At 72.0% G+C, this 26,321-nt stretch carries 2 protein-coding genes; both read left to right on the forward strand.

Annotated features, from left to right (window positions below):
- Positions 1-6,111 (forward strand): type I polyketide synthase (locus ACFQ7F_RS30415; protein ID WP_383277057.1); only part of this gene is annotated, 6,111 nt, incomplete at its 5' end.
- A gap of 47 nt (positions 6,112-6,158) precedes the next feature.
- On the forward strand, positions 6,159-26,303 hold the full coding sequence (locus ACFQ7F_RS30420; protein WP_383277060.1) for a type I polyketide synthase: 20,145 nt from the start codon (positions 6,159-6,161) through the stop codon (positions 26,301-26,303).
- Positions 26,304-26,321 lie beyond the last annotated feature (18 nt).

Genomic DNA, 26,321 nt, shown 5'->3' on the forward strand with positions numbered 1-26,321 from the left:
GTCGCTCAGGCTGCGGTGTGGGGTCTGGTGCGCTCTGCTCAGTCGGAGAACCCGGACCGGATCGTGCTGGTCGACCTCGACGACGAGACGGCCTCGCTCGATGCCCTGGCGTCCGCGCTGGCCACCGGTGAGCCGCAGTTGGCGGTGCGGTCCGGCGACGTTCGCGTGCCCCGACTGGCGAGGGCTCGCCAGTCGGTGGTGGACGACCCCGGGTTCGGTGCGGGTGCGGTGCTGGTGACCGGCGCGACGGGCACGCTCGGCGGCCTGATGGCCCGGCACTTGGTCGCGGAGCGAGGCGTACGGAACCTGCTGCTGGTGAGCAGGCGAGGCGTCACCGCCGAGGGTGCCGAGGAGCTGCGGGCCGAACTGGTCGCGCAGGGCGCCGAGGTGACGTACGCGGCATGCGACGTGGCGGACCGCGAGGCACTCAAGGCGCTGCTCGCCGAACACGAGATCTCCGCCGTCGTACACACCGCAGGTGTGCTGGACGACAGCACCATCGGCTCCCTGACCCCGGACCAGGTCGACACCGTCTTCCGGCCCAAGGTCGATGCGGCCTGGCACCTGCACGAGCTGACCCTCGACCTGGACCTGGAGCTGTCCGCGTTCGTGCTGTTCTCCTCGGCGGCAGGCACCCTCGGTGCCCCCGCCCAGGGCAGCTACGCGGCGGCGAACGCGTTCCTGGACGCGCTCGCCGAGCACCGCCGGGCCGCCGGTCTGCCCGCCACGTCCCTGGCGTGGGGCCCCTGGGCGGATGCGAACGGCACGGCAAGCAGCCTCACGGCAGGCAGCCTCGATGAGGACGAAGTGCAGTCGCTGACCCGCAGCGCTGTGACCCCGATCAGCGCGGCCGAGGGCCTTGCTCTGTTCGACGCGGCGGGCTCCACGGGGCGCGCCGCGCTCGTACCGATACCCCTCGATCTGCCGGTACTGCACCGGCAGGCCCGCTCCCAACCCGTACCGCACATGCTGCGCGGCCTCGTGCGGAGCACCGTGCGCAGGGCCGCCGAGTCCGGGGCCGCCGCGTCCGCGCTGGCGCAGTCCCTCGCGGGGCTGACCGAGGCCGAGCGGGAGAAGGCGCTGCTCGACCTCGTGCTCGGGCACGTGGCCGTGGTGCTCGGCCACAGTTCGGCGCACGCCGTCGTACCCGACCGCGCGTTCAAGGAGCTCGGGTTCGACTCGCTGACCGCCGTCGAGTTCCGCGACCGGCTCAACGCGGCGACCGAGCTGCGCCTGCCCGCCACGCTGGTCTTCGACTATCCGACTCCTGCCGCGCTCGTCGCGTTCATCGGCGCCGAGCTCGCCGGCGCGCCCGTTGCCGCGGTGCGCACCCGTACGACCGTCGCGGTGGCCGACGAGCCGATCGCGATCGTCGGGATGAGCTGCCGCTATCCCGGCGGGGTGAACTCGCCCGAGGACCTGTGGCAACTCGTCCTTGACGGCGGCGACGCCATCAGTGAGTTCCCCGGAAACCGGGGGTGGGACCTGGACGCGATATACCACCCGGACCCCGACCACATGGGCACCACCTACACCCGCGAGGGCGGCTTCCTGCACGACGCCGACCTGTTCGACCCGACGTTCTTCGGGATCTCGCCCCGCGAGGCTTTGGCCATGGACCCGCAGCACCGGCTGCTCCTCGAGACCTCCTGGGAGGCCTTCGAGCGGGCAGGTATCGACCCGAACTCGGTGCGGGGACGCGACATCGGCGTCTACGCCGGCACCAGCATCCAGGACTACGCCACGCTCCTCGGAGCGAGCGAGGAGAGCGTCGAGGGATACGTCGGCACGGGCAACGCGGCGAGCGTCACGTCCGGGCGGCTGTCCTACACGTTCGGTCTCGAGGGACCTGCGGTGACGGTCGACACCGCGTGCTCCTCGTCCCTTGTGGCCCTGCACCTGGCCGTACAGGCGGTGCGGTCGGGCGAGTGCTCGATGGCGCTGGCCGGTGGTGTGGCGGTGATGACGACTCCGGGCGCGTTCATGGACTTCAGCCGCCAGCGCGGCCTGTCCGCCGACGGCCGGTGCAGGCCGTTCTCGTCGGACGCCGACGGCACCGGCTGGGGTGAGGGCGTCGGCATGCTCGTACTGGAGCGTCTTTCCGACGCCCGGCGCAACGGCCACCGAGTGCTTGCCGTCGTGCGGGGCACCGCGGTGAACCAGGACGGCGCGTCCAACGGTCTGACCGCGCCGAACGGTCCGTCGCAGCAGCGCGTGATCCGGCAGGCGTTGGCGAGCGCGGGCCTGGAGTCGGCCGACGTGGACGCCATGGAGGCACACGGCACCGGTACGAAGCTGGGCGACCCGATCGAGGCACAGGCGCTCCTCGCCACCTACGGCCAGGACCGCCCCGCCGACCAGCCGCTGTGGCTCGGATCCCTGAAGTCGAACATCGGCCACACCCAGGGCGCGGCCGGTGTCGGCGGCGTCATCAAGATGGTCATGGCGATGCAGCACGGAGTGCTGCCGAAGACGTTGCACGTCGCCGAGCCGACCCCGCAGGTCGACTGGTCGGCGGGCGACATCGAGCTCCTCACCGAGGCCCGGCCCTGGCCGGACATCGAACGACCGCGCCGGTTCGGCGTGTCGTCCTTCGGATTCAGCGGCACCAACGCGCACGCCATCATCGAGCAGGCACCGGTCACCATGGCCGCCGTACCGAAGGCCGCCCCGAACCCGTCCATGGCACCGGAGCCGTCCGTGCCGCCGCTACTGGTATCGGCTCGGGGCGACGACGCACTGCGGGCGCAGGCCGAACGGCTGCGCGCCCACCTCGTGGCGCACCCGGAGCTGAACCCGCTCGACGTCGCCAGCACACTCGCGCAGACGCGAGCCGCCCTCGACCACCGGGCGGTCGTCGTCGGGCAGGACCGCGACGGGCTGCTCACGGCCCTCGACGCGCTCGCCGATGGGCGGACCGCGAACGGTCTCGTCTCCGGCGTCGCAGCGGGGCACCGGCCGGCGTTCCTGTTCTCCGGCCAGGGCGCACAGCGCCTCGGCATGGGGCGCGAACTGTACGACCGCTTCCCGGTGTTCGCCGACGCGCTCGACGAGGTCTGCGCTCACCTCGACGCCCACCTCGACGCCCACTCCGACGCCCACCCCGACCGGTCGCTGCGGGACATGCTGTTCGGCGACGACGCCGAGGTGCTGAACCAGACCGCGGTGACGCAGCCCGCGCTGTTCGCGGTCGAGGTCGCGCTGTTCCGCCTTGTGGAATCGTGGGGTGTCCGCCCCGAGGTCCTTGCCGGGCATTCGATCGGCGAGCTGGCAGCGGCCCACGTGGCCGGTGTCTGGTCGCTGGCCGACGCCGCCGCTGTGGTGTCGAGCCGGGGCCGTCTGATGCAGGCGCTGCCCGAGGGCGGCGCGATGTTCGCGGTCCAGGCGACCGAGGCCGAGATCCTGCCGGAGTTGACCGACACCGTGGGCATCGCCGCGGTGAACGGCCCGACGTCGGTGGTGCTCTCGGGCGTCGCCGCCGATGCCGAGGCCATCGCCGAGCGCTGGCGTGCGGCCGGGCGGAAGGTGACGCGGCTCCGCGTCAGCCACGCGTTCCACTCGCCGCTCATGGAGCCGATGCTCGACGACTTCCGCCGGGTGCTCGAAGAGGTGTCCTACGAGGCGCCGACAATCCCGATCGTGTCGACGCTCACCGGCGTCCGCGCCACCGCCGACGAGCTTGCCTCGCCGGACTACTGGGTGCGGCACGTGCGCGATTCGGTGCGATTCGCCGATGCCGTCGGCACGTTGCGGGACCAGGGCGTGAACGCGTTCCTGGAGATCGGTCCCGGCGGGGTGCTCACCGCGCTCGGCCAGGAGACCGCGCCCGACGCCGCGTTCGTGCCAGCGCTGCGCGGCGACCGGTCCGAGACGCTCGAACTGGCCACGGCCGCAGGCAGGTTGTACGTACTCGGTGTCGCCGTCGACTGGACCGCCCTGACCGCCGGTGGCGCGCACATCGACCTGCCCACTTACGCGTTCCAGCGGCAGAGGTACTGGCCGACCATTGCCGAGGCCCCCTCGGGCGAGGTCTCCGGGGCCGTCGACGCGCGCTTCTGGGCGGCTGTGGCCGACGGCGACCTCGGTGAACTCGCGGACGAGTTTGCCGTGTCCCTCGACGAACCTCTCAGCGCGGTGCTGCCCCGGCTGTCTTCGTGGCGGAAGGAACAGGCCGAGAAATCCGCGGTCGACGGCCTGCGCTACCGCGTCACCTGGCAGCCGGTGAGCGAGCCCACCGCGGCGCTCACGGGCACCTGGCTCGTGGTCAGCCGGGACGGCGCCGGTGAGGAATCCGTCGCCGCCGCACTGAGCAGGCACGGTGCGCAGGTGGTTCCCGTACGGACCGGCGAGGCGGTGGACCGGGAAGCACTTGTGGCCCGGATGTCGACCGAGGCCCGGACGGCGACCGGCGAGCCCGTCGCAGGTGTCCTCTCGCTGTTCGCGCTCGACCCCGAACTGCCGTCCGGCGGCCTGCACACCACCCTCGCCCTCGTCCAGGCCCTCAGCGACATCGGCCTCGCCGCCCCGCTGTGGTGCGCTACGCGGGGCGGGGTCGCCACCGGCGGCTCCGACGCACCCGCCGCCCCCGACCAGGCGATGGTGTGGGGATTCGGCCGGGTCGTCGCCCTGGAACACCCCGAACGCTGGGGTGGCCTCGTCGACCTGCCCGGCACACTGGACGAGCGCAGCGGCGCCCGCCTCGCGGGTGTCCTCTCCGGAACGAACGGGGAGGACCAGGTCGCGCTCCGCGCCAGCGGGGTGTACGGCCGACGGCTCCTGCCGGTGTCCTCGGCACGCCTCGGCGACTGGGACCCCACCGGCACGGTGCTTGTCACCGGCGGCACCGGTTCGCTCGGCGGGCACGTCGCCAGGTGGCTGGTGGCGAAGGGCGCCGAGCACCTGCTGCTGACCAGCAGGCGCGGCCTGGAAGCCGATGGCGCGAAGGAACTGCACGCGGAGCTGACCGCGCTGGGCGCCCGTGTCACGATCGCGGCCTGCGACGTGGCCGACCGGGACGCGCTTGCGGACCTGCTCGCATCGGTCCCCGCGGAGTTCCCGCTCAACGCGGTCGTCCACGCGGCGGGCACCCTGGACGACGGCGTACTGTCCGCACTCACCCCGGAGCGGCTCGACGCCGTACTGCGGCCGAAGGCCGACGCCGCGGCCAACCTGGACGAGCTGACCCGCGACCTGGACCTGTCGGCGTTCGTGATGTTCTCCTCGGTGTCGGGCACGTTCGGTGCGGCGGCCCAGGGCAACTACGCGCCTGCCAACGCCTTCCTCGACGCACTCGCGGAACAGCGCGTGGCGGCGGGACTGCCCGCCACCGCGGTCGCGTGGGGGCCCTGGGGCGGCGGCGGCATGGCCGACGGGCAGCTCGGCGAACAGCTGCGCCGCCGAGGCCTGGCCCCGCTGGAGCCCGAGCAGGCCGTCGCCGCCCTTGACCGGGCCGTCCGCCAGGGCGACCCGACAGCACTCGTGGCGGACGTCGACTGGGGCGTGTTCGCCCCGGCCTTCACATCGGTACGGCCGAGCCCGCTGCTGCAGGAACTGCCCGGCGTACAAAGCCCCCAGGGTTCCGCGGAGGCGCCGGCGCCGGTCGACATGGTGGCCAAGCTCACCGCGCTGTCCGGTCCTGAGCGCGAACGCGCCGTCCTCGACCTGGTGAGGGAAATGGCCGCCGCCGTCCTCGGACACGAAGGCACCAAGCTGGTCGAACCCGGCCGGGCCTTCCAGGAGTTGGGCTTCGACTCGCTCACCGCGGTCGAGTTCCGCAACGTCCTCAACGCCACCACCGGCCTCAGCCTGCCCGCCACGCTCGTCTTCGACTTCCCCACGCCGTCCGCGCTCGCCGCGTACGTGCTCGAAGGGTTGCCGGGAGGCGGGACACCGACCATCGACACCGAACTGGACCACCTGGAGTCCACCCTGTCCCTCCTCACACCGGACGACGAGCAGAGCGCGGCTGTCGGAGACCGTCTCCGCGCCCTGCTGTCCATGTGGGACGAAACGCACAACCGCACGGAACCCGCCGAGTCCGGAACGGACGCGCGTACCGCGTCGGCGGATGAGCTGCTCGCGCTGCTCGACGAACAACTCGGCAATTCCTGAGCACGAGCCGCTCCCGCTGCTCCACCCGCTGCTCCTCCCGCTGCTCGATGAACAACTCGGTAGGTCTTGAGCTCATGAACTCATCTGAAGGGTCCGAACACATGTCGTCCAACGAGGAGAAGTACCTCGACTACCTCCGCCGAGCCTCCGTGGACCTCCAGGAGGCGCGCGGCAAGCTGCGCGAGGCCGAGGACCGCGAGGCCGAGCCGATCGCGATCGTCGGCATGGGCTGCCGGTTCCCCGGTGGCGTGCGCTCGCCGGAGGACCTGTGGCGACTCCTCCAGGACGGCAAGGACGCCGTCTCCGAGTTCCCCACCAACCGTGGATGGGACCTGGAAGCACTCTTCGACGACGACCCCGACCGGCAGGGGACCTGCTACACCCGCGAGGGCGCCTTCATCCACGACGTGCCGGACTTCGACCCGGCGTTCTTCGGGATCTCGCCGCGCGAGGCCGCCGCGATGGACCCGCAGCAGCGACTGCTCCTTGAGACCTCCTGGGAGGCGTTCGAGCGGGCGGGCATCGACCCGCACGCGCTGCGGGGCAGCCGGTCGGGCGTGTTCGTCGGCACCAACGGCCAGGACTACTTGGCACGCCTACTGACCGGAGCGCCGGACGGCTACGAGGGCTACCTCGGCACCGGAAACGCGGCGAGCGTCATCTCCGGCCGGCTGTCCTACACCTTCGGTTTCGAAGGCCCCGCGCTGACCATCGACACCGCCTGCTCGTCGTCCCTGGTCGCCATGCACCTCGCGGTGCACGCACTGCGGCACGGCGAGTGCCCGATCGCCCTCGCGGGCGGCGTCACCGTGATGTCGACGCCGGGCGTGTTCATCGACTTCAGCCGCCAGCGCGGCCTGGCCACGGACGGCCGCGTCAAGGCGTTCGCCGACGCCGCCGACGGCACCGGCTGGGGCGAGGGCGTAGGCCTGCTCGTACTCGAGCGCCTCTCGGACGCGGAGCGCAACGGGCACCCCGTCCTCGGGGTGATCCGCGGCTCCGCCGTCAACCAGGACGGCGCGTCGAACGGCCTGACCGCGCCGAACGGTCCGTCGCAGCAGCGCGTGATCCGGCAGGCCCTTGCGAGTGCACGGCTCTCCGCGGCGCAGGTGGACGCGGTCGAGGCACACGGCACGGGTACGAAGCTGGGTGACCCGATCGAGGCGCAGGCCCTCCTGACTGCCTACGGCCAGGACCGCCCCGCGGACCGGCCGCTGTGGCTCGGCTCGATCAAGTCCAACATCGGTCACACGCAGGCCGCCGCCGGTGTGGCGGGTGTGATCAAGATGGTCATGGCGATGCAGCAGGGTGTGCTGCCGAAGACGCTGCATGTGGATGAGCCGTCGTCGCACGTGGACTGGTCCGCCGGTGCGGTGCAGCTCCTGACGGAGGCGCGTGCGTGGCCGGAGACCGGCCAGCCGTGGCGGGCGGGTGTGTCGTCCTTCGGTGTGAGCGGCACGAACGCGCACGTCATCGTCGAGCAGGCCCCCGTGGTGGAGCAGCAGGAGGAAGCCTCGGAGCCGACGCCGGGCGGCCTTGTGCCGTGGGTGCTCTCGGCCCGGAGTTCCGAGGCGCTGCGGGAGCAGGCGGCGCGGCTCACGTCCTTTGTGGACGAGGCGTCGGATCTGGCTGTGGCGGACGTGGGCCGTGCGCTGGTGTCCTCGCGTGCGGTGCTCGAGCACCGTGCGGTGGTGGTCGCCGGTGAGCGATCGGAGTTCCTCGCCGCCTTGGCTGCCGTGGCCGATGGCCGGTCGACGGGCGCCGTGGTCACGGGACTTGCCGACGCCCCCGGTCGACTGGCCTTCCTGTTCTCGGGTCAGGGTTCGCAGCGACTCGGCATGGGCCGCGAACTGGCCGCTCAGTACCCGGTGTTCGCCGAGGCCCTGGACGCCGTACTGAGCGAGTTCGACCCGCAGGTGCGTGAGGTGTTGTTCGGTGAGGATGCCGATGCGCTGAATGAGACGGGGGTGACGCAGCCCGCGCTGTTCGCGGTCGAGGTCGCGCTGTTCCGTCTCCTTGAGTCGTGGGGTGTGCGCCCCGACATGCTGGCGGGGCATTCGATCGGTGAGCTGGCTGCGGCTCATGTGGCGGGTGTGTGGTCGCTGGCTGACGCGGTCAAGGTGGTGTCGGCTCGTGCCGGGTTGATGCAGGCGCTGCCGTCGGGTGGTGCCATGGTGGCGATCCAGGCGACGGAGGACGAGGTCGCCGCGGATTTGTCGGAGACCGTGGGCATCGCTGCGGTCAACGGACCGACCTCGGTGGTCATATCGGGTGTGGCCGCTGATGTTGAGGCCGTTGCCGAGCGGTGGCGTGAGGCGGGGCGGAAGGTGTCCCGTCTGAAGGTGAGTCACGCGTTTCACTCGCCGTTGATGGAGCCGATGCTCGACGAGTTCCGCCGGGTCCTTGAAGGTGTTTCGTACGAGTCTCCTTCGATCCCGATCGTGTCGACGCTGACCGGAGTACGGGCGACCGCCGAGGAGTTGACCTCGGCCGAGTACTGGGTGCGGCACGTGCGCGAGTCCGTGCGGTTCGCCGACGCGGTGGGCACGCTGGTGAACGACGACGTGACCACGTTCGTCGAGGTCGGCCCGGGCGGGACGCTGTCGGCCCTTGGCCAGCAGTCCGCGCCGGAGGCCGGGTTCGTCCCGGTGCTTCGCAACGACCGCCCGGAGGCGGTGGCCGCTACGACCGCCGCCGGACAGCTTCACGTGCGTGGCGTCCGAGTGGACTGGGAGGTGTTCTTCGCCGGTGGCGGCGCCCGGCGCGTCGACCTGCCGACGTACGCCTTCCAGCGTGAGCGCTACTGGCTGGACGCTGTCCCCGCCGACATGGATGTCGAGCGTCTGTCGCCGGTGGAGGCGCGGTTCTGGGGCGTCGTGGAGGACGGCGACATCGCCGACCTCGCCCGTACGTTGGATGTGTCGTCGGATGCTCCGTTGAGTGCGGTGCTGCCGAGGCTTTCCGCGTGGCGCAAGGAGCAGTTGGGACGCTCCACTGTTGATGGTTGGCGGTACCGGGTCGAGTGGCGGTCGGTGGCTGCCGGATCTGGGCGTCTGGATGGCACCTGGCTGGTCGTCGCGCCGACTGACGAGGACCGTGCCGAGTGGGTCCGTGAGGCCCTGGTCCGCAATGGCGCGGACGTGCAGGTTCTGCAGGTGGACCCGGTGTCGGTGGACTGGGCGGAGCAGTTGGCCGAGCTGTCGGCTCTGAGCGGCGTGGTCTCGCTGCTGGGACTCGCCGACGCGGGTGATGCGACTGTGCCTGCGGGTGTGGCGGCCTCGGTTGGTCTGTTGCAGGCGCTCGGTGAGGCGGACGTGCCGCTGTGGTGCCTGACGTCGGGCGCGGTGTCGGCGGGCGCGGATGACACGGTTGACGGGTTCGAGCAGTCGATGCTGTGGGGCCTGGGTCGAGTGGCCGCCCTGGAGCAGTCCGCCCGCTGGGCCGGACTGATCGATCTGCCCGAAGCGCAGGACGCGACGACCGGAGACCTTCTCGCATCCGTCCTCGCCGAACCGAACGGCGAGGACCAGATCGCCGTGCGCGGCAACGGGATCCTCGGCCGCAGGCTGGTACCCGCGCCGATGAGCGCGGCCACCTTCGGCGCCGGCTGGACGCCGCGCGGCACGGTACTGGTGACCGGTGGTCTCGGCGCCCTGGGCGGACACGTGGCACGCTGGTTGGCGGGGCACGGAGCCGAGCACGTCGTGCTCGTGAGCCGTCGCGGACGGGCTGCGGACGGCGCCGCGGAGCTGGAGGCCGAGCTCGTCGAGCTGGGCGCGCGCGTCACGTTCGCCGCCTGCGACATGACGGACAGGGAGTCCGTCGCCGAACTCCTTGAAAGCATCCCGACGCTCACTGCGGTGGTGCATGCGGCGGGGATTGAGCGTTCGGGTGTTCTGGCCGATCTTGATCCGGCTGATCTGGGTGGGTTCGCCGAGGTGTTGTCGGCGAAGGTGGAGGGTGCGCGGAACCTGCATGAGCTGCTGGGGGACCGGCAGTTGGATGCGTTTGTGCTGTTCTCGTCCATTGCCGGTGTGTGGGGCAGTGGTGGTCAGGGTGCGTATGCGGCCGCCAATGCCTATTTGGATTCCCTTGCTGATCACCGTAGGGCGGCGGGTTTGCCGGCCACGGCGGTGGCGTGGGGTCCGTGGGGTGGTGGCGGCATGGTCGCGGGTGCCGGTGGGGGTGCGGCGGATCAGTTGCGGCGCCGGGGTCTGCCGACGATGGCTCCGGCGGTGGCGATCGCGGGTCTGGCCACGGCCTTGGAGCGTGGTGACGGCAATGTGGTGGTCGCCGATGTGGACTGGGAGCGGTTCGCGGGTACGTTCATGGCGCAGCGGCCGAGCCCGCTGCTGGGTGACCTGCCCGCTGTGCGGGCCGCGTTCGAGGCGTCCTCGGTAACGGGCGGGATGTCGGAGCTGGCGCAGCGCCTGGCGGGTCTGGATGAGGTGGAGCAGGAGCGTCAGCTCACCGAGCTGGTCCGGTATGAGGCGGCCGCGGTGCTCGGCCATGTATCGGGTGATGCGTTCTCCGCGTCCCGTGCGTTCAGGGAGCTGGGTTTTGACTCGCTGACGGCGGTGGAGCTGCGATCCCGGCTCAGTGAGGCCACCGGTGTCGCGCTGCCCGCGACGCTGGTCTACGACTACCCCAACGCCGCCGTCCTGGCCGCGTACCTGCGCACCGAACTGTCCGGCGTCGTCCCCACCGCCTCCGCGTCCGTAGCCGTGTCGAGCGCCTCCGATGAACCGATCGCGATCGTGGCGATGTCCTGCCGCTTCCCGGGCGGTGTGTCGAGCCCGGAGGAGCTGTGGGACATCGTCCTGTCGGGTGGGGACGCGGTCTCGGAGTTCCCGACCGACCGTGGCTGGGACTTGGAGGCGCTGTACGACCCCGACCCGGACGGGGTGGGAACCTCCTACTCGCGTTCTGGCGCGTTCCTGTCGGACGTGGGCGCGTTCGACCCGGCGTTCTTCGGTATCTCGCCGCGCGAGGCCCTTGCCATGGACCCGCAGCAGCGACTGCTCCTGGAAACCTCGTGGGAGGCGTTCGAGCGGGCCGGGGTCGACCCGAACTCGCTGCGCGGTGAGCGCGTCGGCGTTTTCGTCGGCTCGAACATGCAGGACTACGGCTGGGTTCTTGGCGCGGCTGCCGACGACATGGGCGGTTACGTGGCGACCGGCAACGCCGCCAGCGTGGCCTCCGGTCGTCTGTCGTACACCTTCGGCCTTGAGGGCCCTGCGGTGACGGTCGACACCGCGTGCTCCTCGTCGCTGGTCGCCCTGCACCTGGCGGTGCAGGCGCTGCAAAGAGGCGAGTGCGAACTGGCGCTGGCCGGCGGTGTGACGGTGATGTCGACGCCGACCTCGTTCGTCGAGTTCAGCCGCCAGCGCGGTCTCGCCGTGGACGGGCGCTGCAAGGCGTTCGCCGCCGGTGCTGATGGCACCGGTTGGGGCGAGGGCGTCGGCATGCTGTTCGTCGAGCGCCTTTCGGATGCTCAGCGCAACGGTCACCAGGTGCTTGCGGTGGTACGGGGTTCGGCGGTGAACCAGGACGGCGCATCGAACGGTCTGACCGCGCCGAACGGCCCGTCGCAGCAGCGGGTCATCCGCCAGGCGCTCGCCAGCGCCGGGCTGGCTCCGGCCGACGTGGATGTGGTCGAGGCGCACGGCACCGGTACGAAGCTTGGCGACCCGATCGAGGCGCAGGCCCTCCTTGCCACCTACGGCCAGGACCGGCCCGCCGACCGGCCGTTGTGGCTCGGCTCGATCAAGTCGAACCTCGGTCACACGCAGGCCGCCGCAGGTGTCGCGGGCGTGATCAAGATGGTCATGGCGATGCGGCACGGAGTACTGCCCAAGACCCTGCACGTGGACGAGCCGTCGCCGCACGTCGACTGGTCCGCCGGTGCGGTGGAGCTGCTCACCGACGAGCGTGAGTGGCCTGCCGCGGACCGGCCGTGGCGGGCCGGTGTGTCGTCGTTCGGGTTCAGCGGTACCAACGCGCACACCATCATCGAGCAGGCCCCCGTGGTCGAGCAGGAGGAAGCTCCGGAGCCGGTGCGTGACGCCGGTCTGGTGCCGTGGGTGCTTTCGGCCCGGAGTGCCGAGTCATTGCGGGAGCAGGCCGTACGGCTCACGTCCTTCGTGGACGAGGCGTCGGACCTGACGGTGGCGGACGTGGGTCGCGCGCTGGTGACCTCACGGGCGGTGCTCGAGCACCGTGCGGTGGTGGTCGGTGCCGACCGGTCGGAGCTGCTGGCCGCTCTGGCGGCCGTGGCCGATGGCCGGTCGACCGGCGCGGCGGTCACAGGGGTCGCCGATGAGCCTGGCCGGTTGGGTTTCCTGTTCTCGGGTCAGGGTTCGCAGCGGCTCGGCATGGGCCGTGAACTGGCTGCCCGTTTCCCGGTGTTCGCCGATGCCCTGGACGAGGTTCTTGGGGCGTTCGACCCGCAGGTGCGTGAGGTGCTGTTCGGTGAGGATGCCGACGCCCTGAATGAGACCGGGGTGACGCAGCCCGCATTGTTCGCGGTCGAGGTCGCGCTGTTCCGACTCCTCCAGTCGTGGGGTGTCCGCCCCGACATGCTGGCCGGGCATTCGATCGGTGAGCTGGCCGCCGCGCACGTCTCCGGTGTCTGGTCGCTGACTGACGCCGTCAAGGTGGTGTCGGCGCGGAGCGCGCTGATGCAGGCCCTGCCGTCCGGCGGCGCGATGGTCGCGATCCAGGCGACCGAGGCCGAGGTCGCCGCGGACCTGCCGGAGACCGTGGGCATCGCTGCGGTCAACGGCCCCACCTCGGTGGTCATCTCCGGTGTCGCCGCTGATGTCGAGGTGGTTGCGGAGCGATGGCGTGAGGCCGGGCGGAAGGTGTCCCGCCTGAAGGTCAGTCACGCGTTCCACTCGCCGCTGATGGACCCGATGCTCGACGACTTCCGCCGGATCCTCGAAGGCGTTTCGTACGAGGCACCGTCGATCCCGATCGTTTCGACACTGACCGGCGTTCGCGCGTCCGCCGAGGAGTTGACCTCGGCCGAGTACTGGGTGCGTCATGTGCGTGAGTCGGTGCGGTTCGCCGACGCCGTGGGCACGCTCGTCGCTGAGGGTGTGGGTACGTTCGTCGAGGTCGGCCCGGGCGGCACGCTGTCCGCCCTTGGCCAGGAGTCGGCTGCGGAGGCCGGGTTCGTCCCGGTGCTTCGCAACGACCGCCCCGAGGCGGTGGCCGCTACGACCGCCGCCGGACAACTCCACGTGCGCGGCGTCCGGGTGGACTGGGAGGTGTTCTTCACCGGTGGCGGTGCACGGTGGGCGGACCTGCCGACGTACGCCTTCCAGCGCGAGCGCTTCTGGCCCGACGTGCAGCCGATCATCGGAAACGTCGCGGCGGCGGGGCTCGGTGCCGCCGAGCACCCGCTCCTCGGCGCGACCGTCACCCTCGGCGGCACGGACGGTGTGCTGCTGACCGGCCGGCTGTCGGTCCAGACCCACCCGTGGCTGGCCGATCACGAGATCATGGGCTCGGTACTGCTGCCCGGTACGGCGTTCGTCGAGCTGGCGGTGCGTGCGGGGGATCAGGTCGGGTGCGATCTGGTGGAGGAGTTGACGCTGGAGGCGCCGCTTGTCCTGCCGGAGAACGGTTCGGTTCGCGTACAGGTGTGGGTCGGCGCCGAGGACTCCTCGGGCCGCCGTGAGCTCAGCTTCCACTCCAGTGTCGGTGACACCGACGACGGCCGTTCGTGGACCCGGCACGCCACCGGCGTGCTGCGTGAGGGCGGCCGCTCCGTCGGAGCTCCGCTGGTCGAGTGGCCGCCCGCAGGCGCGGAGGCCGTGGACCTGGATGGCTACTACGACCGCATGGTCGCGGGCGGCTTCGGCTACGGGCCGGTGTTCCAGGGGCTGAAGTCGGCCTGGCGCAGCGGGGACGAGATGTTCGCCGAGGTCGCGCTGCCGGACGGTGCGAAGGCCGAGGGATTCGGTCTGCACCCGGCACTGTTGGACGCGACGCTGCAAGCCATCGGTCTTATGGGCGAGGCCGACGCGCCCGGCCAGCTGCCGTTCGCGTGGTCGGGTGTGCGGCTGCACGCCTCGGGTGCGACGGCGCTGCGGGTGCGACTGGCCCCCACGGGCGCTGACGGTGTGGCGCTGACGGTCGCGGACGGCTCCGGTGCTCCGGTGGCCACGATCGACTCGCTGGTACTGCGCCCGGCCGCAGCGGTTCAGGCCGCCGATGACGACCGCGATGACGCGCTGTTCGGCGTCGACTGGGTGTCGGTGCCCGTGTCCGACGGCGACGTGCCGTCAGTTGAGTGGACCGACCTGGAGGCGCTCGCGGACTCGGCGGAACTGCCTGAGTTCGCCGTTCTGCCGTGCCCGGTCACGGTCACTTCCGCGTCTGACCCGGTTGTCGGTGCACATGAAGCGGCGCACTGGGCGCTGAACGCGGTCCAGTCCTGGCTCGACGATGAGCGGTTCGCCGCGTCGCGTCTGGTCATCGTGACCCATGGCGCGATCGCCGCGACGGCTGACGACGACGTAAGTGATGTCGCTCAGGCTGCGGTGTGGGGTCTGGTGCGCTCTGCTCAGTCGGAGAACCCGGACCGGATCGTGCTGGTCGACCTCGACGACGAGACGGCCTCACTGAACGTGCTGGCTTCCGCGCTGGCCACGGGTGAGCCGCAGTTGGCGGTGCGTGCGGGTGCTGTCAGTGCGCCGCGTCTGGCAAGGGCTCGCCGGTCCGTGGTGGATGACCCCGGGTTTGGTTCGGGAGCGGTGCTGCTCACTGGTGCGACGGGCACGCTCGGCGGCCTGATGGCCCGGCACCTGGTCGCGGAGCGAGGCGTACGGAACCTGCTGTTGGTGAGCAGGCGCGGCGCCACCGCCGAGGGCGCCGAGGAGCTGCGGGCCGAACTGGTCGCGCAGGGCGCCGAGGTGACGTACGCGGCGTGCGACGTGGCCGACCGCGAGGCACTCAAGGCGCTGCTGGCCGAGCACGAGATCTCTGCCGTCGTACACACGGCGGGTGTGCTGGACGACGGGACCATCGGCTCGCTGACGCCTGAGCGGATCGACGGTGTCTTCCGGCCCAAGGTCGATGCCGCCTGGCATCTGCACGAGCTGACCCGCGACCTGGACCTGTCCGCGTTCGTTCTGTTCTCGTCCGCTGCCGGTGTGTTCGGTGGCGCGGGGCAGGGCAACTACGCGGCGGCGAACGCGTTCCTGGACGCGCTCGCCCAGCACCGCCGCGCTGCCGGACTGGCCGCGACCTCCCTCGCCTGGGGCCTGTGGGCCTCTGGCGGCGGCATGGCGGGCAGCCTCGACGAGGCCGACGTACGGCGCATCACCAGCGGCGGCGCGATCCCGATCCGCGCGGCCGAAGGCCTTGCGCTGTTCGACGCGGCGGCCTCCACGGGCCGCGCGCTCCTCGCGCCGGTTCCCCTGGACCTTTCGGTGCTGCAGAAGCAGGCCCGCTCCCACCCCGTGGCGCACCTCCTGCGCGGCCTGGTGCGGGGCACCGCGCGCAGGACCGTCGACCCCGCTGCCGCCCGGACCGCGCTTGCCCAGTCGCTGGCCGGCATGACCGAGGCCGAGCGGGAGAAGGCGCTGCTCGACCTCGTCCGCACCACCGCCGCCGCGGTGCTCGGCCACAGCTCGGCACATGCCGTCGCACCCGGCCGCGCGTTCCAGGAGCTGGGCTTCGACTCGCTCAGCTCCGTCGAACTGCGCAACCACCTCAACGCCGCCACCGAGCTGCGCCTGCCCGCCACACTGGTCTTCGACCACCCGAACCCGGCCGCGCTCGCCGCGTTCATCGGCACCGAACTCGCGGGCGCACCCGTCGTCGTGGCGCCCACCCGCAAGACCGGTGCCGTGACCGACGAGCCGATCGCGATCGTCGGCATGAGCTGCCGCTACCCCGGCGGCGTGAACTCGCCCGAGGACCTGTGGCGGCTCGTCCTGAACGGCGACGACGCCATCAGCGAGTTCCCCGTCAACCGCGGCTGGGACCTGGACGCGCTGTACAACCCGGACCCCGAGCACATAGGTACCTCGTACACCCGCGAGGGCGGCTTCCTGCACGACGCCGACCTGTTCGACCCGGCGTTCTTCGGGATCTCGCCCCGCGAGGCCCTGGCCATGGACCCGCAGCAGCGACTACTCCTGGAGACCTCCTGGGAGGCCTTCGAGCGGGCCGGTATCGCCCCGGAGACGGCGCGGGGCAGTGCGACCGGCGTGTTCGCGGGCGTCATGTACCACGACTACGTGGCCCGGCTGCGTGCCGTGTCGGAGGACGTCGAGGGCTACCTCGGCACCGGCGGGGCGGGCAGCGTCGCTTCCGGACGAGTCGCCTACGCCCTGGGCCTGGAGGGTCCCGCTGTCACCGTCGACACCGCGTGCTCCTCGTCGCTCGTGGCCCTGCACTGGGCGATCCAGGCGCTGCGCCAGGGGGAGTGCTCGATGGCGCTCGCCGGTGGTGTCGCCGTGATGGCGACCGCCAGCACGTTCGTCGACTTCAGCCGCCAGCGCGGCCTGTCCGCCGACGGCCGGTGCAAGTCGTTCTCCGACGACGCCGACGGCACCGGCTGGGGCGAGGGCGTCGGCATGCTCCTCGTGGAGCGGCTCTCGGACGCCCGCCGCAACGGACACCCCGTCCTTGCCGTCATCCGTGGTTCCGCGGTGAACCAGGACGGCGCGTCCAACGGCCTCACCGCACCCAACGGCCCGTCGCAGCAGCGCGTCATGCGGCAGGCCCTTGCGAGCGCGGGCCTGACCCCGTCCGACGTGGACGCGGTCGAGGCGCACGGCACCGGCACCACCCTCGGCGACCCGATCGAGGCCCAGGCGCTCCTTGCCACCTACGGCCAGGACCGCACCGGTGAGCCGCTGTGGCTCGGCTCGATCAAGTCGAACATCGGCCACACCCAGGCCGCCGCGGGCGTCGCGGGTGTCATCAAGATGGTCATGGCGATGCGGGAAGGCGTACTGCCGCAGTCCCTGCACGTCGGCGAGCCCTCATCGAAGGTGGACTGGTCCGCGGGCGACGTCGAGCTCCTGACCGAGGCACTGCCGTGGCCGGAGACCGGTCGCCTGCGCAGGGCCGCCGTGTCGTCGTTCGGCGTGAGCGGGACCAACGCGCACACCATCATCGAGCACGTGCCGAGCGAGGACCGCCTCCCGGCCCCCGTCGACGGCACCCCGGCCGACGGCGCCCTGCCGTGGGTGCTGTCCGCACGGAGCGCGGAGGCGCTGCGCGAGCAGGCGATCCGGCTGCGCGAGCACGTCGCGGGCGAGCCCGGGACCGGTGTAGTGGACATCGGCTACTCGTTGGCGACCACGCGGTCGGCCTTCGACCACAGGGCTGTTGTCGTGGGCGACGACCGCGCGGCGCTCCTTGACGGGCTCACCGCTCTGGCCGAGGGGCGGCCGTTCCCCGGACTGGTCGCCGGGTCCGTCGCCGTGGGCGGTGTGGGCTTCCTGTTCTCGGGTCAGGGTTCGCAGCGGCTCGGTATGGGCCGCGAACTGGCGGCCCGTTTCCCGGTGTTCGCCGAGGCGCTCGACGCTGTACTGGGTGAATTCGACCCGGCGGTCCGTGAGGTGTTGTTCGGTGAGGACGCCGACGCCCTGAATGAGACCGGGGTGACGCAGCCCGCCCTGTTCGCGGTCGAGGTCGCCCTGTTCCGCCTCCTCCAGTCGTGGGGTGTGCAGCCCGATGTACTGGCCGGGCACTCGATCGGCGAGCTGGCAGCGGCCCACGTGGCCGGTGTCTGGTCGCTGGCCGACGCCGTCAAGGTGGTCTCGGCGCGCGGTGCGCTGATGCAGGCCCTGCCGACGGGCGGTGCGATGGTCGCGATCCAGGCGACCGAGGACGAGCTCGCATCGGACCTGTCGGAGACCGTGGGCATCGCTGCGGTCAACGGCCCTACGTCGACGGTCATTTCCGGTGTCGACACCGACGTGGAAGCGGTCGCGGAGCGCTGGCGCGATGCGGGACGCAAGGTGACTCGCCTCCGTGTCAGCCACGCCTTCCACTCGCCGCTGATGGACCCGATGCTCGACGACTTCCGCCGGGTCCTTGAAGAGGTGTCCTACGAGGCGCCGACGACTCCGATCGTGTCCACGCTGACCGGAGTACGGGCGACTGCCGCGGAGTTGGCGTCGCCCGAGTACTGGGTGCGGCACGTGCGCGACTCGGTGCGGTTCGCCGACGCCGTGGGCACGCTCGTGGACGAGGGTGTGACGACGTTCGTCGAGGTCGGTCCTGGCGGGACGCTGTCCGCCCTTGGCCAGGAGTCCGCACCGGAAGCCGGGTTCGTACCGGTGCTGCGGAACGACCGCCCGGAAGAGTCCGCGCTGATCTCCGCCGTGGCTCAACTGTGCACGTGGGGCATACGCGTGGACTGGGAAGCCTTCTTCGCCGGCCGCGGCGCGCACCGCGTCGACCTGCCCACGTACGCGTTCCAGCACCAGAGCTACTGGCTGGACGCCGGGGTGTCGGCAGGCGACCTGGACGCCGCGGGGCTCGGCTCGGCCGGCCACCCGCTGCTCGGCGCGATCGTCGACACGGCCGACTCGGACGGGCAGCTCTTCACCGGCCGGTTGTCGGTGGCGACCCACCCGTGGCTGGCCGATCACATGATCCAGGGCTCGATCCTGCTGCCCGGCACGGCGTTCCTCGAGCTCGCGGTACGCGCCGGTGACCAGGTCGGATGCGACCTGGTGGAGGAGCTGACGCTTGAGGCGCCGTTGGTGGTGCCCGAGCGCGGTGGCGTACGGGTGCAGCTGCAGGTCGGCGTGTCGGACGAGTCCGGTCGGCGTTCGGTGACGGTGTACGCGCGGGACGACGACGGTGACCTGTGGGTGCGGCATGCGAGCGGTGTGCTCGTGGGCAGCGCCGATGTACCGGCGGCCGACGTCGGTGCCTGGCCGCCGGCCGGGGCGAAGGCCGTGGACCTGGACGGTCTCTACGACCGCATGGCCGACGGCGGATTCGCCTACGGGCCGGTGTTCCAGGGGCTGCGGGCCGCGTGGCGCAAGGGCGACGAGGTGTTCGCCGAGGTCGCCCTTCCGGACGGTGCGGGTGCGGACGGCTTCGGTCTGCACCCGGCGCTCCTTGACGCGTCGCTGCACGCCATCGGCCTGATGGGCGAGACGGACGGCCCCGGCAAGCTGCCGTTCTCGTGGTCGGGTGTACGGCTGCACGCCTCGGGCGCGACGGTGCTGCGGGTGCGGTTGACGCCCGCCGGGACGGACGGGGTGTCGTTGGCGGTCGCTGACGGCTCCGGTGCTCCGGTGGCCACGATCGACTCGCTGGTACTGCGGCCGGTGTCGGCGACGCTGTCGCGGCAGGGCCTGGAGTCGCTGTTCCGCCTGGACTGGGTGCCTGCCCCCGTATCGGCCGGGAGTGCCGGTCCGGTGGCGGAGTTCGCGGACTGGGCGGCGGTGCGGTCGGCCCTCGACGCGGGCGAGTCGCTGCCGGAGAACGTCGTGGTGCGTGTCGCCGGGTCCGCCGACGTGGACGGCGTGCGCTCCCGGACGCTCAGTGCCCTGGAGCTGGTGCAGGGCTGGCTGGCCGATGACCGGTGCGTGGCATCGCGACTGGTCCTTGTGACGCGTGGCGCTGTCGCCGTGGGTGCCGAGGACGACGTGGCGGACCTGGCATCGGCCGCGGTGTGGGGTCTGGTGCGGTCCGCCCAGTTGGAGGACCCGGATCGCTTCGTCCTTGTGGACGTCGACGACGAGGACGGCTGGCGGTCGGCGCTCGCGACGGGCGAACCCCAGGCCGTCGTGCGAGACGGGCGGGTGTTCGTGGCCCGGCTGGCGCGGGTGCGGCCGGAAGCGGCCGACACCGACCCGGCGTTCGGTCCGGACAGCTCGGTCCTGGTGACCGGCGCGTCGGGCGCGCTCGGCAGTCTCGTGGCCCGGCATCTCGTCGGCAGGCACGGCGTCGGACGTCTTGTACTGGCAAGCAGGCGCGGGGCGACGGCGGAAGGCGCCGAGGAACTGCGTGCCGAACTCGTCGCGCAGGGCGCCGATGTGACGTTCGCGGCGTGTGACGTCGCGGACCGGGACGCACTGGCCGCGCTCCTCGCCGAGCACCCCGTGACCGCCGTCGTGCACACCGCCGGTGTGCTGGACGACGCCACCATCGGCTCGCTGACCCCGGACCAGGTCGACACCGTGTTCCGGCCCAAGGTCGACGCGGCGAACCACCTGCACGAGCTGACCCGCGACCTGAACCTGGATCTGACGGCGTTCGTGCTGTTCTCCTCGGTGGCGGGCACCCTGGGCGCGACAGGGCAGGGCAACTACTCGGCGGCCAACGCGTTCCTCGACGGCCTGGCCCGGCGCAGGCGCGCCCAGGGCCTGCCCGCGACATCGCTTGCCTGGGGCCTGTGGGCCGACGGCATGGGTGCCAAGGTGGCGCAGTCCGCCTCGAACGGCCTGTCCGCGGAGGAGGGCGTCGCACTGTTCGACGCCGCGGTCTTCGGGACCGACCCGGTCGTCGTACCGATGCGGCTCGACCTGCGGGCCGTACGGGAACTCCCGGTGATTCCCCCGGTGCTCAGCGGCCTGGTGCGGACGACGACCCGCAGGGCGGCGGAGAGCGGAGGCGACCCCGCCGCGGCGCTCCGCGACCGCCTTGCGTCGCTGGCAGCGGACGAACGCGAGCGAGTGCTCCTCGACCTCGTCCGTACTCAGGCCTCCGCCGTGCTCGGCCACGCCGGTCCTGAGGCGGTCTCGCTCGGACAGGCATTCACCGAGCTGGGCTTCGACTCGCTGACAGCCGTCGACCTGCGCAACCGGCTCAACCTGGCCACAGGCCTTCGCCTGCCCGCCACGCTGGTCTTCGACTACCCGACCCCCGCGGCGCTCGCCGAGTTCATCGGCACGGAGTTCGCGGGCGTGCCCGTAGCCGCGACACCCACCGCGACGGTCGTGGCCGCGACCGACGAGCCGATCGCGATCGTCGGCATGAGCTGCCGCTACCCCGGTGGCGTCCGCTCGCCCGAGGACCTGTGGCGACTGGTCTTCGACGGCGCCGACGGCATCACGCCGTTCCCGACCGAGCGCGGCTGGGACATGGAGGCGCTCTACGACCCGTCGGGCGAACGGGACGGCAGCTCCTACACCCGCGAGGGCGGCTTCCTGCACGACGCCGACCTGTTCGACCCGACGTTCTTCGGGATCTCGCCCCGCGAGGCCCTTGCCATGGACCCGCAGCAGCGACTGCTCCTGGAGACCTCGTGGGAGGCCTTCGAGCGGGCCGGCATCGACCCCAAGTCGCTGCGGGGCAGCGCTACCGGCGTGTTCGCGGGCGTCATGTACCACGACTACGCCTCCCAGCTGCACGGCGTGTCGAAGAGCAGCGAGGGCTTCCTCGGTACGGGCAACGCGGGCAGCGTGGCGTCCGGCCGCGTGTCCTACACGTTCGGCCTGGAAGGCCCCGCGATGACCGTCGACACGGCGTGCTCGTCGTCGCTCGTCGCGCTGCACCTGGCGGCGCAGGCACTGCGGTCGGGGGAGTGCTCGCTCGCGCTCGCGGGCGGCGCCACCGTCATGGCGACGCCCGGCGCGTTCGTCGACTTCAGCCGCCAGCAGGGCCTGTCCGCCGACGGCCGGTGCAAGTCGTTCTCCGCCGATGCCGACGGCACCGGATGGGGCGAGGGCGTCGGCATGCTCGTACTGGAACGTCTCTCGGACGCCCGGCGCAACGGTCACCCGGTGCTCGCGGTGGTCCGTGGCTCGGCGATCAACCAGGACGGCGCGTCCAACGGTCTCACCGCTCCGAACGGTCCCTCGCAGCAGCGGGTGATCCGCCAGGCGCTCGCGAGCGCGGGCCTGACCCCGTCCGACGTGGACGCGGTCGAGGCGCACGGCACCGGCACCACCCTTGGCGACCCGATCGAGGCGCAGGCGCTGCTCGCCACCTATGGGCGGGACCGTGCGGGTGAGCCGCTGTGGCTGGGCTCGCTGAAGTCCAACATCGGCCACACCCAGGCCGCCGCGGGCGTGGGCGGCGTCATCAAGACGGTGATGTCGCTGCGGCACGGTGTCCTGCCGAAGACGCTGCACGTCGGCGAGCCCTCGCCGCACATCGACTGGTCGGCGGGCGCCGTGGAACTGCTGACCGAGGCACAGCCGTGGCCCCAGGCGGACCGGCCCCGACGGGCGGGAGTGTCCTCCTTCGGCTTCAGCGGCACCAACGCGCACGTCATCATCGAGTCGACGTCGGACGTCGACACGCCGCAGGCCTCCGAGGCACCCGAGGCGCCGCTCGGCCCGTGGCTCCTTTCCGGCCGCACCGAGAGCGCCCTGCGCGACCAGGCGGCGCGGCTGCGCGACCACTTGACCGCGCGGCCCGACCTCGACCCGACGGAGGTCGCCCGTGCGCTCGCGACCTCGCGGTCCGGGTTCGAGCACAGGCTCGCCGTCGTCGGCCGGGACTCGGCCGACCTGACGGCCGGGCTCACCGACGCCGTCGAGGGACGGCCGGGCAGCGGAGTCGTACTGGGTGTCGCCGACGAGCACCGGGTCGGTTTCCTGTTCTCGGGTCAGGGTTCGCAGCGGCTCGGCATGGGCCGCGAACTGGCCGCCCGTTTCCCGGTGTTCGCCGATGCCCTGGACGAAGTTCTTGGGGCGTTCGACCCGCAGGTGCGTACGGTGCTGTTCGGTGAGGATGCCGAAGCGCTGAACGAGACCGGCGTGACGCAGCCCGCCCTGTTCGCCGTCGAGGTGGCGCTCTTCCGGCTGCTCGAGTCCTGGGGTGTGCGCCCCGACATGCTGGCGGGTCACTCGATCGGTGAGCTGGCCGCGGCGCACGTCGCCGGTGTCTGGTCACTCGCGGATGCCGTCAAGGTGGTGTCGGCACGTGGCGCGCTGATGCAGGCGCTGCCGTCCGGTGGTGCGATGGTCGCGATTCAGGCGTCCGAGGCCGAGGTTGCCGCGGATCTGCCGGAGACGGTGGGCATCGCCGCGGTCAACGGCCCCACGTCGGTGGTCATTTCAGGGATCACGGCCGATGTCGAGGCGGTGGCTGAGCGCTGGCGTGAGGCGGGCCGGAAGGTCTCGCGCCTGAAGGTCAGTCACGCGTTCCATTCGCCGCTGATGGAGCCGATGCTCGACGACTTCCGGCAGGTACTGGAAGGCGTCTCGTACGAGGCTCCCGCGATTCCGATCGTGTCGACGTTGACCGGTGTCCGCGCGACTGCCGAGGAGTTGACCTCGGCGGAGTACTGGGTACGCCACGTGCGCGAGTCCGTGCGGTTCGCCGACGCCGTGGCCGGCATGGGCGCGGACGTCCTCGTCGAGATCGGACCCGGTGGCGTGCTGTCGGCGCTCGGCCAGGAGTCCCTGCCGGACGCGGCCTTCGTACCGGTGCTGCGCGGAGACAGGGCGGAGGACGGCGCCCTCATGACGGCGCTCGCCGAACTGCACGTGCGAGGCGTGCACATCGACTGGGCCGCGTACTTCGACGGCAGCGGCTACGGCGTCGACCTGCCGACGTACGCCTTCCAGTACCAGCGGTTCTGGCCCGACACGAGCGTGCGGCCCGCCACCGACGCGACCGGGCTCGGGCTCGGATCCGCCGACCACCCGCTGCTCGGCACCGCGGTCGCGCTCGCTGACGAGGACACCGTCCTGTTCACGGGCAGGCTGTCGCTGCGGACGCATCCGTGGCTCGCCGAGCACGAGATCATGGGGTCGGTCCTGCTGCCCGGCACGGCGTTCGTCGAGTTGGCGGTACGCGCGGGTGACCAGGTCGGCTGCACCTCGGTGGAGGAGCTGACGCTCGAGACGCCGCTGGTGCTTCCCGAGCACGGCGGTGTGCAGGTCCAGGTACGGGTCGGCGCCCCTGACGAGTCCGGGCGGCGCCCGGTCGCGGTCCACGCGCGGGACGAGAGCGGCGACCTGCCGTGGGCCCGGCACGCGAGCGGTGTCCTCGCCGACGACGGCGGCGACCCCGCCGACCTCGGCGAGTGGCCGCCCGCGGGCGCGGAAACCGTGGACCTCGACGGTTTCTACGAGGGCATGGCCGACGGCGGCTTCGCCTACGGTCCGCTGTTCCAGGGACTGCGGTCGGTGTGGCGCAGCGGGGACGAGGTGTTCGCCGAGGTCCAGCTGCCGCAGGACACCGCCGTCGCCGGGTTCGGCGTGCACCCGGCACTCCTCGACGCGGTGCTGCACACGGTGGCGTTCGGCGTACTGCCCCCGGTCGAGCACGGACGGCTGCCGTTCGCGTGGACGGGGGTCCGCCTGCACGCCGATGGCGCGACAACGCTGCGGGTGCGGGTGAGCGCGGTGGGCCCCGACGCGGTGGCCCTGGCCGTCGCCGACGGCTCCGGTGCCCCGGTCGCGACCGTGGACTCGCTGGTCCTTCGCGCGGTGTCGCCGGGTTCGCTGGGGACGGCACGCGGGCACGAATCGCTGTTTCGGCTCGACTGGGTGGCCGCTCCGGCGGCGGCCGGAAGCGCCGGTTCGGTCGCGGAGTTCGTGGACTGGGCCGCCGTGCGGTCGGCCCTCGACGCGGGCGAGTCGCTGCCGGAGAACGTCGTGGTGCGGTGCGCGCGGACCGGTGACGTGGACGCGGGCGCGGTGCACCAGCAGGTGCACACCGCCCTTGAACTGGTGCAGGGCTGGCTGGCCGACGACCGCTGCGCGGCGTCGCGTCTGGTGCTCGTGACCAGCGGCGCCGTGGCGGTGGGCGCCGACGACGACATCGAGGACTTGGCGTCGGCCGCGGTGTGGGGTCTGCTGCGTACGGCGCAGGCGGAGAACCCGGACCGCTTCGTCCTGGTGGACGTCGACGACGAGGACAGCTGGAAGCCGGCCGTCGTGAGCGCGGAACCCGAGCTGGCCGTACGCGCCGGTGAGACGTTCGTGCCGCGGCTCGTGCGGGCCCGTCCCGCAGTGGAGGAGGGCGCGGGCTTCGGCTCGGGGCCGGTCCTTGTGACCGGCGCGAGCGGGATGCTCGGCGGCCTGGTGGCGCGGCAGTTGGTCGTACGGCACGGGGTGCGGCAGCTGGTACTTGCGAGCAGGCGCGGCCAAGTCGGCGCACTGCGCGGCGAGTTGGAAGCACTGGGCGCCGAAGTGACAGCCGTGGCGTGCGATGTGGCGGACCGGGACGCGGTGGCGGCGCTGCTCGCCGAGCACCCCGTGACGGCCGTCGTGCACGTGGCGGGTGTCCTGGACGACGGAGTGATCGGGTCGCAGACGCCGGAGCGGATCGACACCGTGTTCCGGCCGAAGGTCGACGCGGCCTGGAATCTGCACCAGCTGACCCAGGACCTGGATCTGGACCTCTCCGCGTTCGTGCTGTTCTCGTCCGCGGCGGGCACTCTGGGCAACCCCGGCCAGGCCAACTACTCCGCCGCCAACGCGTTCCTGGACGCGCTCGCCCGGCACCGGCGAGCGCAGGGCCTGCCCGCGACATCGCTCGCGTGGGGCCTGTGGGCCGGCGAAGACGGCATGGGCGCCCGGATGGCCGAGAGTGGGGCCGCGGGTCTGTCCGCCGAGGAAGGCATGGAGCTGTTCGACGCGGCGGCACTCGGCGGCGACCCCGTCGTCGTACCGATGCGGCTCGACCTGCGGGCCGTACGGGAACTTCCGGTCGTGCCGCCGGTGTTCAGCGGCCTCGTACGGACGACGGCCCGCAGGGCGGCGGAGACCGGGGCCGACCCCGCCGCAGCGCTGCGGGACCGGCTCGCGGCGCTGCCGGCGACCGAACGGACATCCGCCCTTGTGGACGTGGTGTGCACGCACGTCGCGGCCGTACTCGCGCTCCCCGGCGCCGGAGCGGTCGACGAGCGGCGCGCGTTCACCGAGCTGGGCTTCGACTCGCTGACCGCGGTCGAGCTGCGTAACCGGCTCGGCGCCGCCACCGGCCTTCGTCTGCCCGCCACCGCGATCTTCGACTACCCGACCACGCTCGACCTGGTCGGCCACATCGCGGACACGCTCGTCGTCGACGAGCCCGACGGGGTGGCACCGCTGCTCGCCGAGCTGAGCCGCATCGAGGCGGGCCTCGCCTCGGTCAAGCCCGGCGACGACGAGGACGACCGGGTCGGCGCCCGTCTGTCGGCGCTCCTCGCCGTGTGGCGCGACAGCCGTGCCGACGCCGCCGCGCAGGAGTCCGACGACCTGGAAGCCGCGACGGACGACGAGGTGTTCGACCTGCTCGGCAAGGAGTTCGGCATCTCCTGACCTGCTGCCCGACCCCCG

The organism is Streptomyces sp. NPDC056486 (genome assembly GCF_042795295.1).
GTDB lineage: Bacteria > Actinomycetota > Actinomycetes > Streptomycetales > Streptomycetaceae > Streptomyces.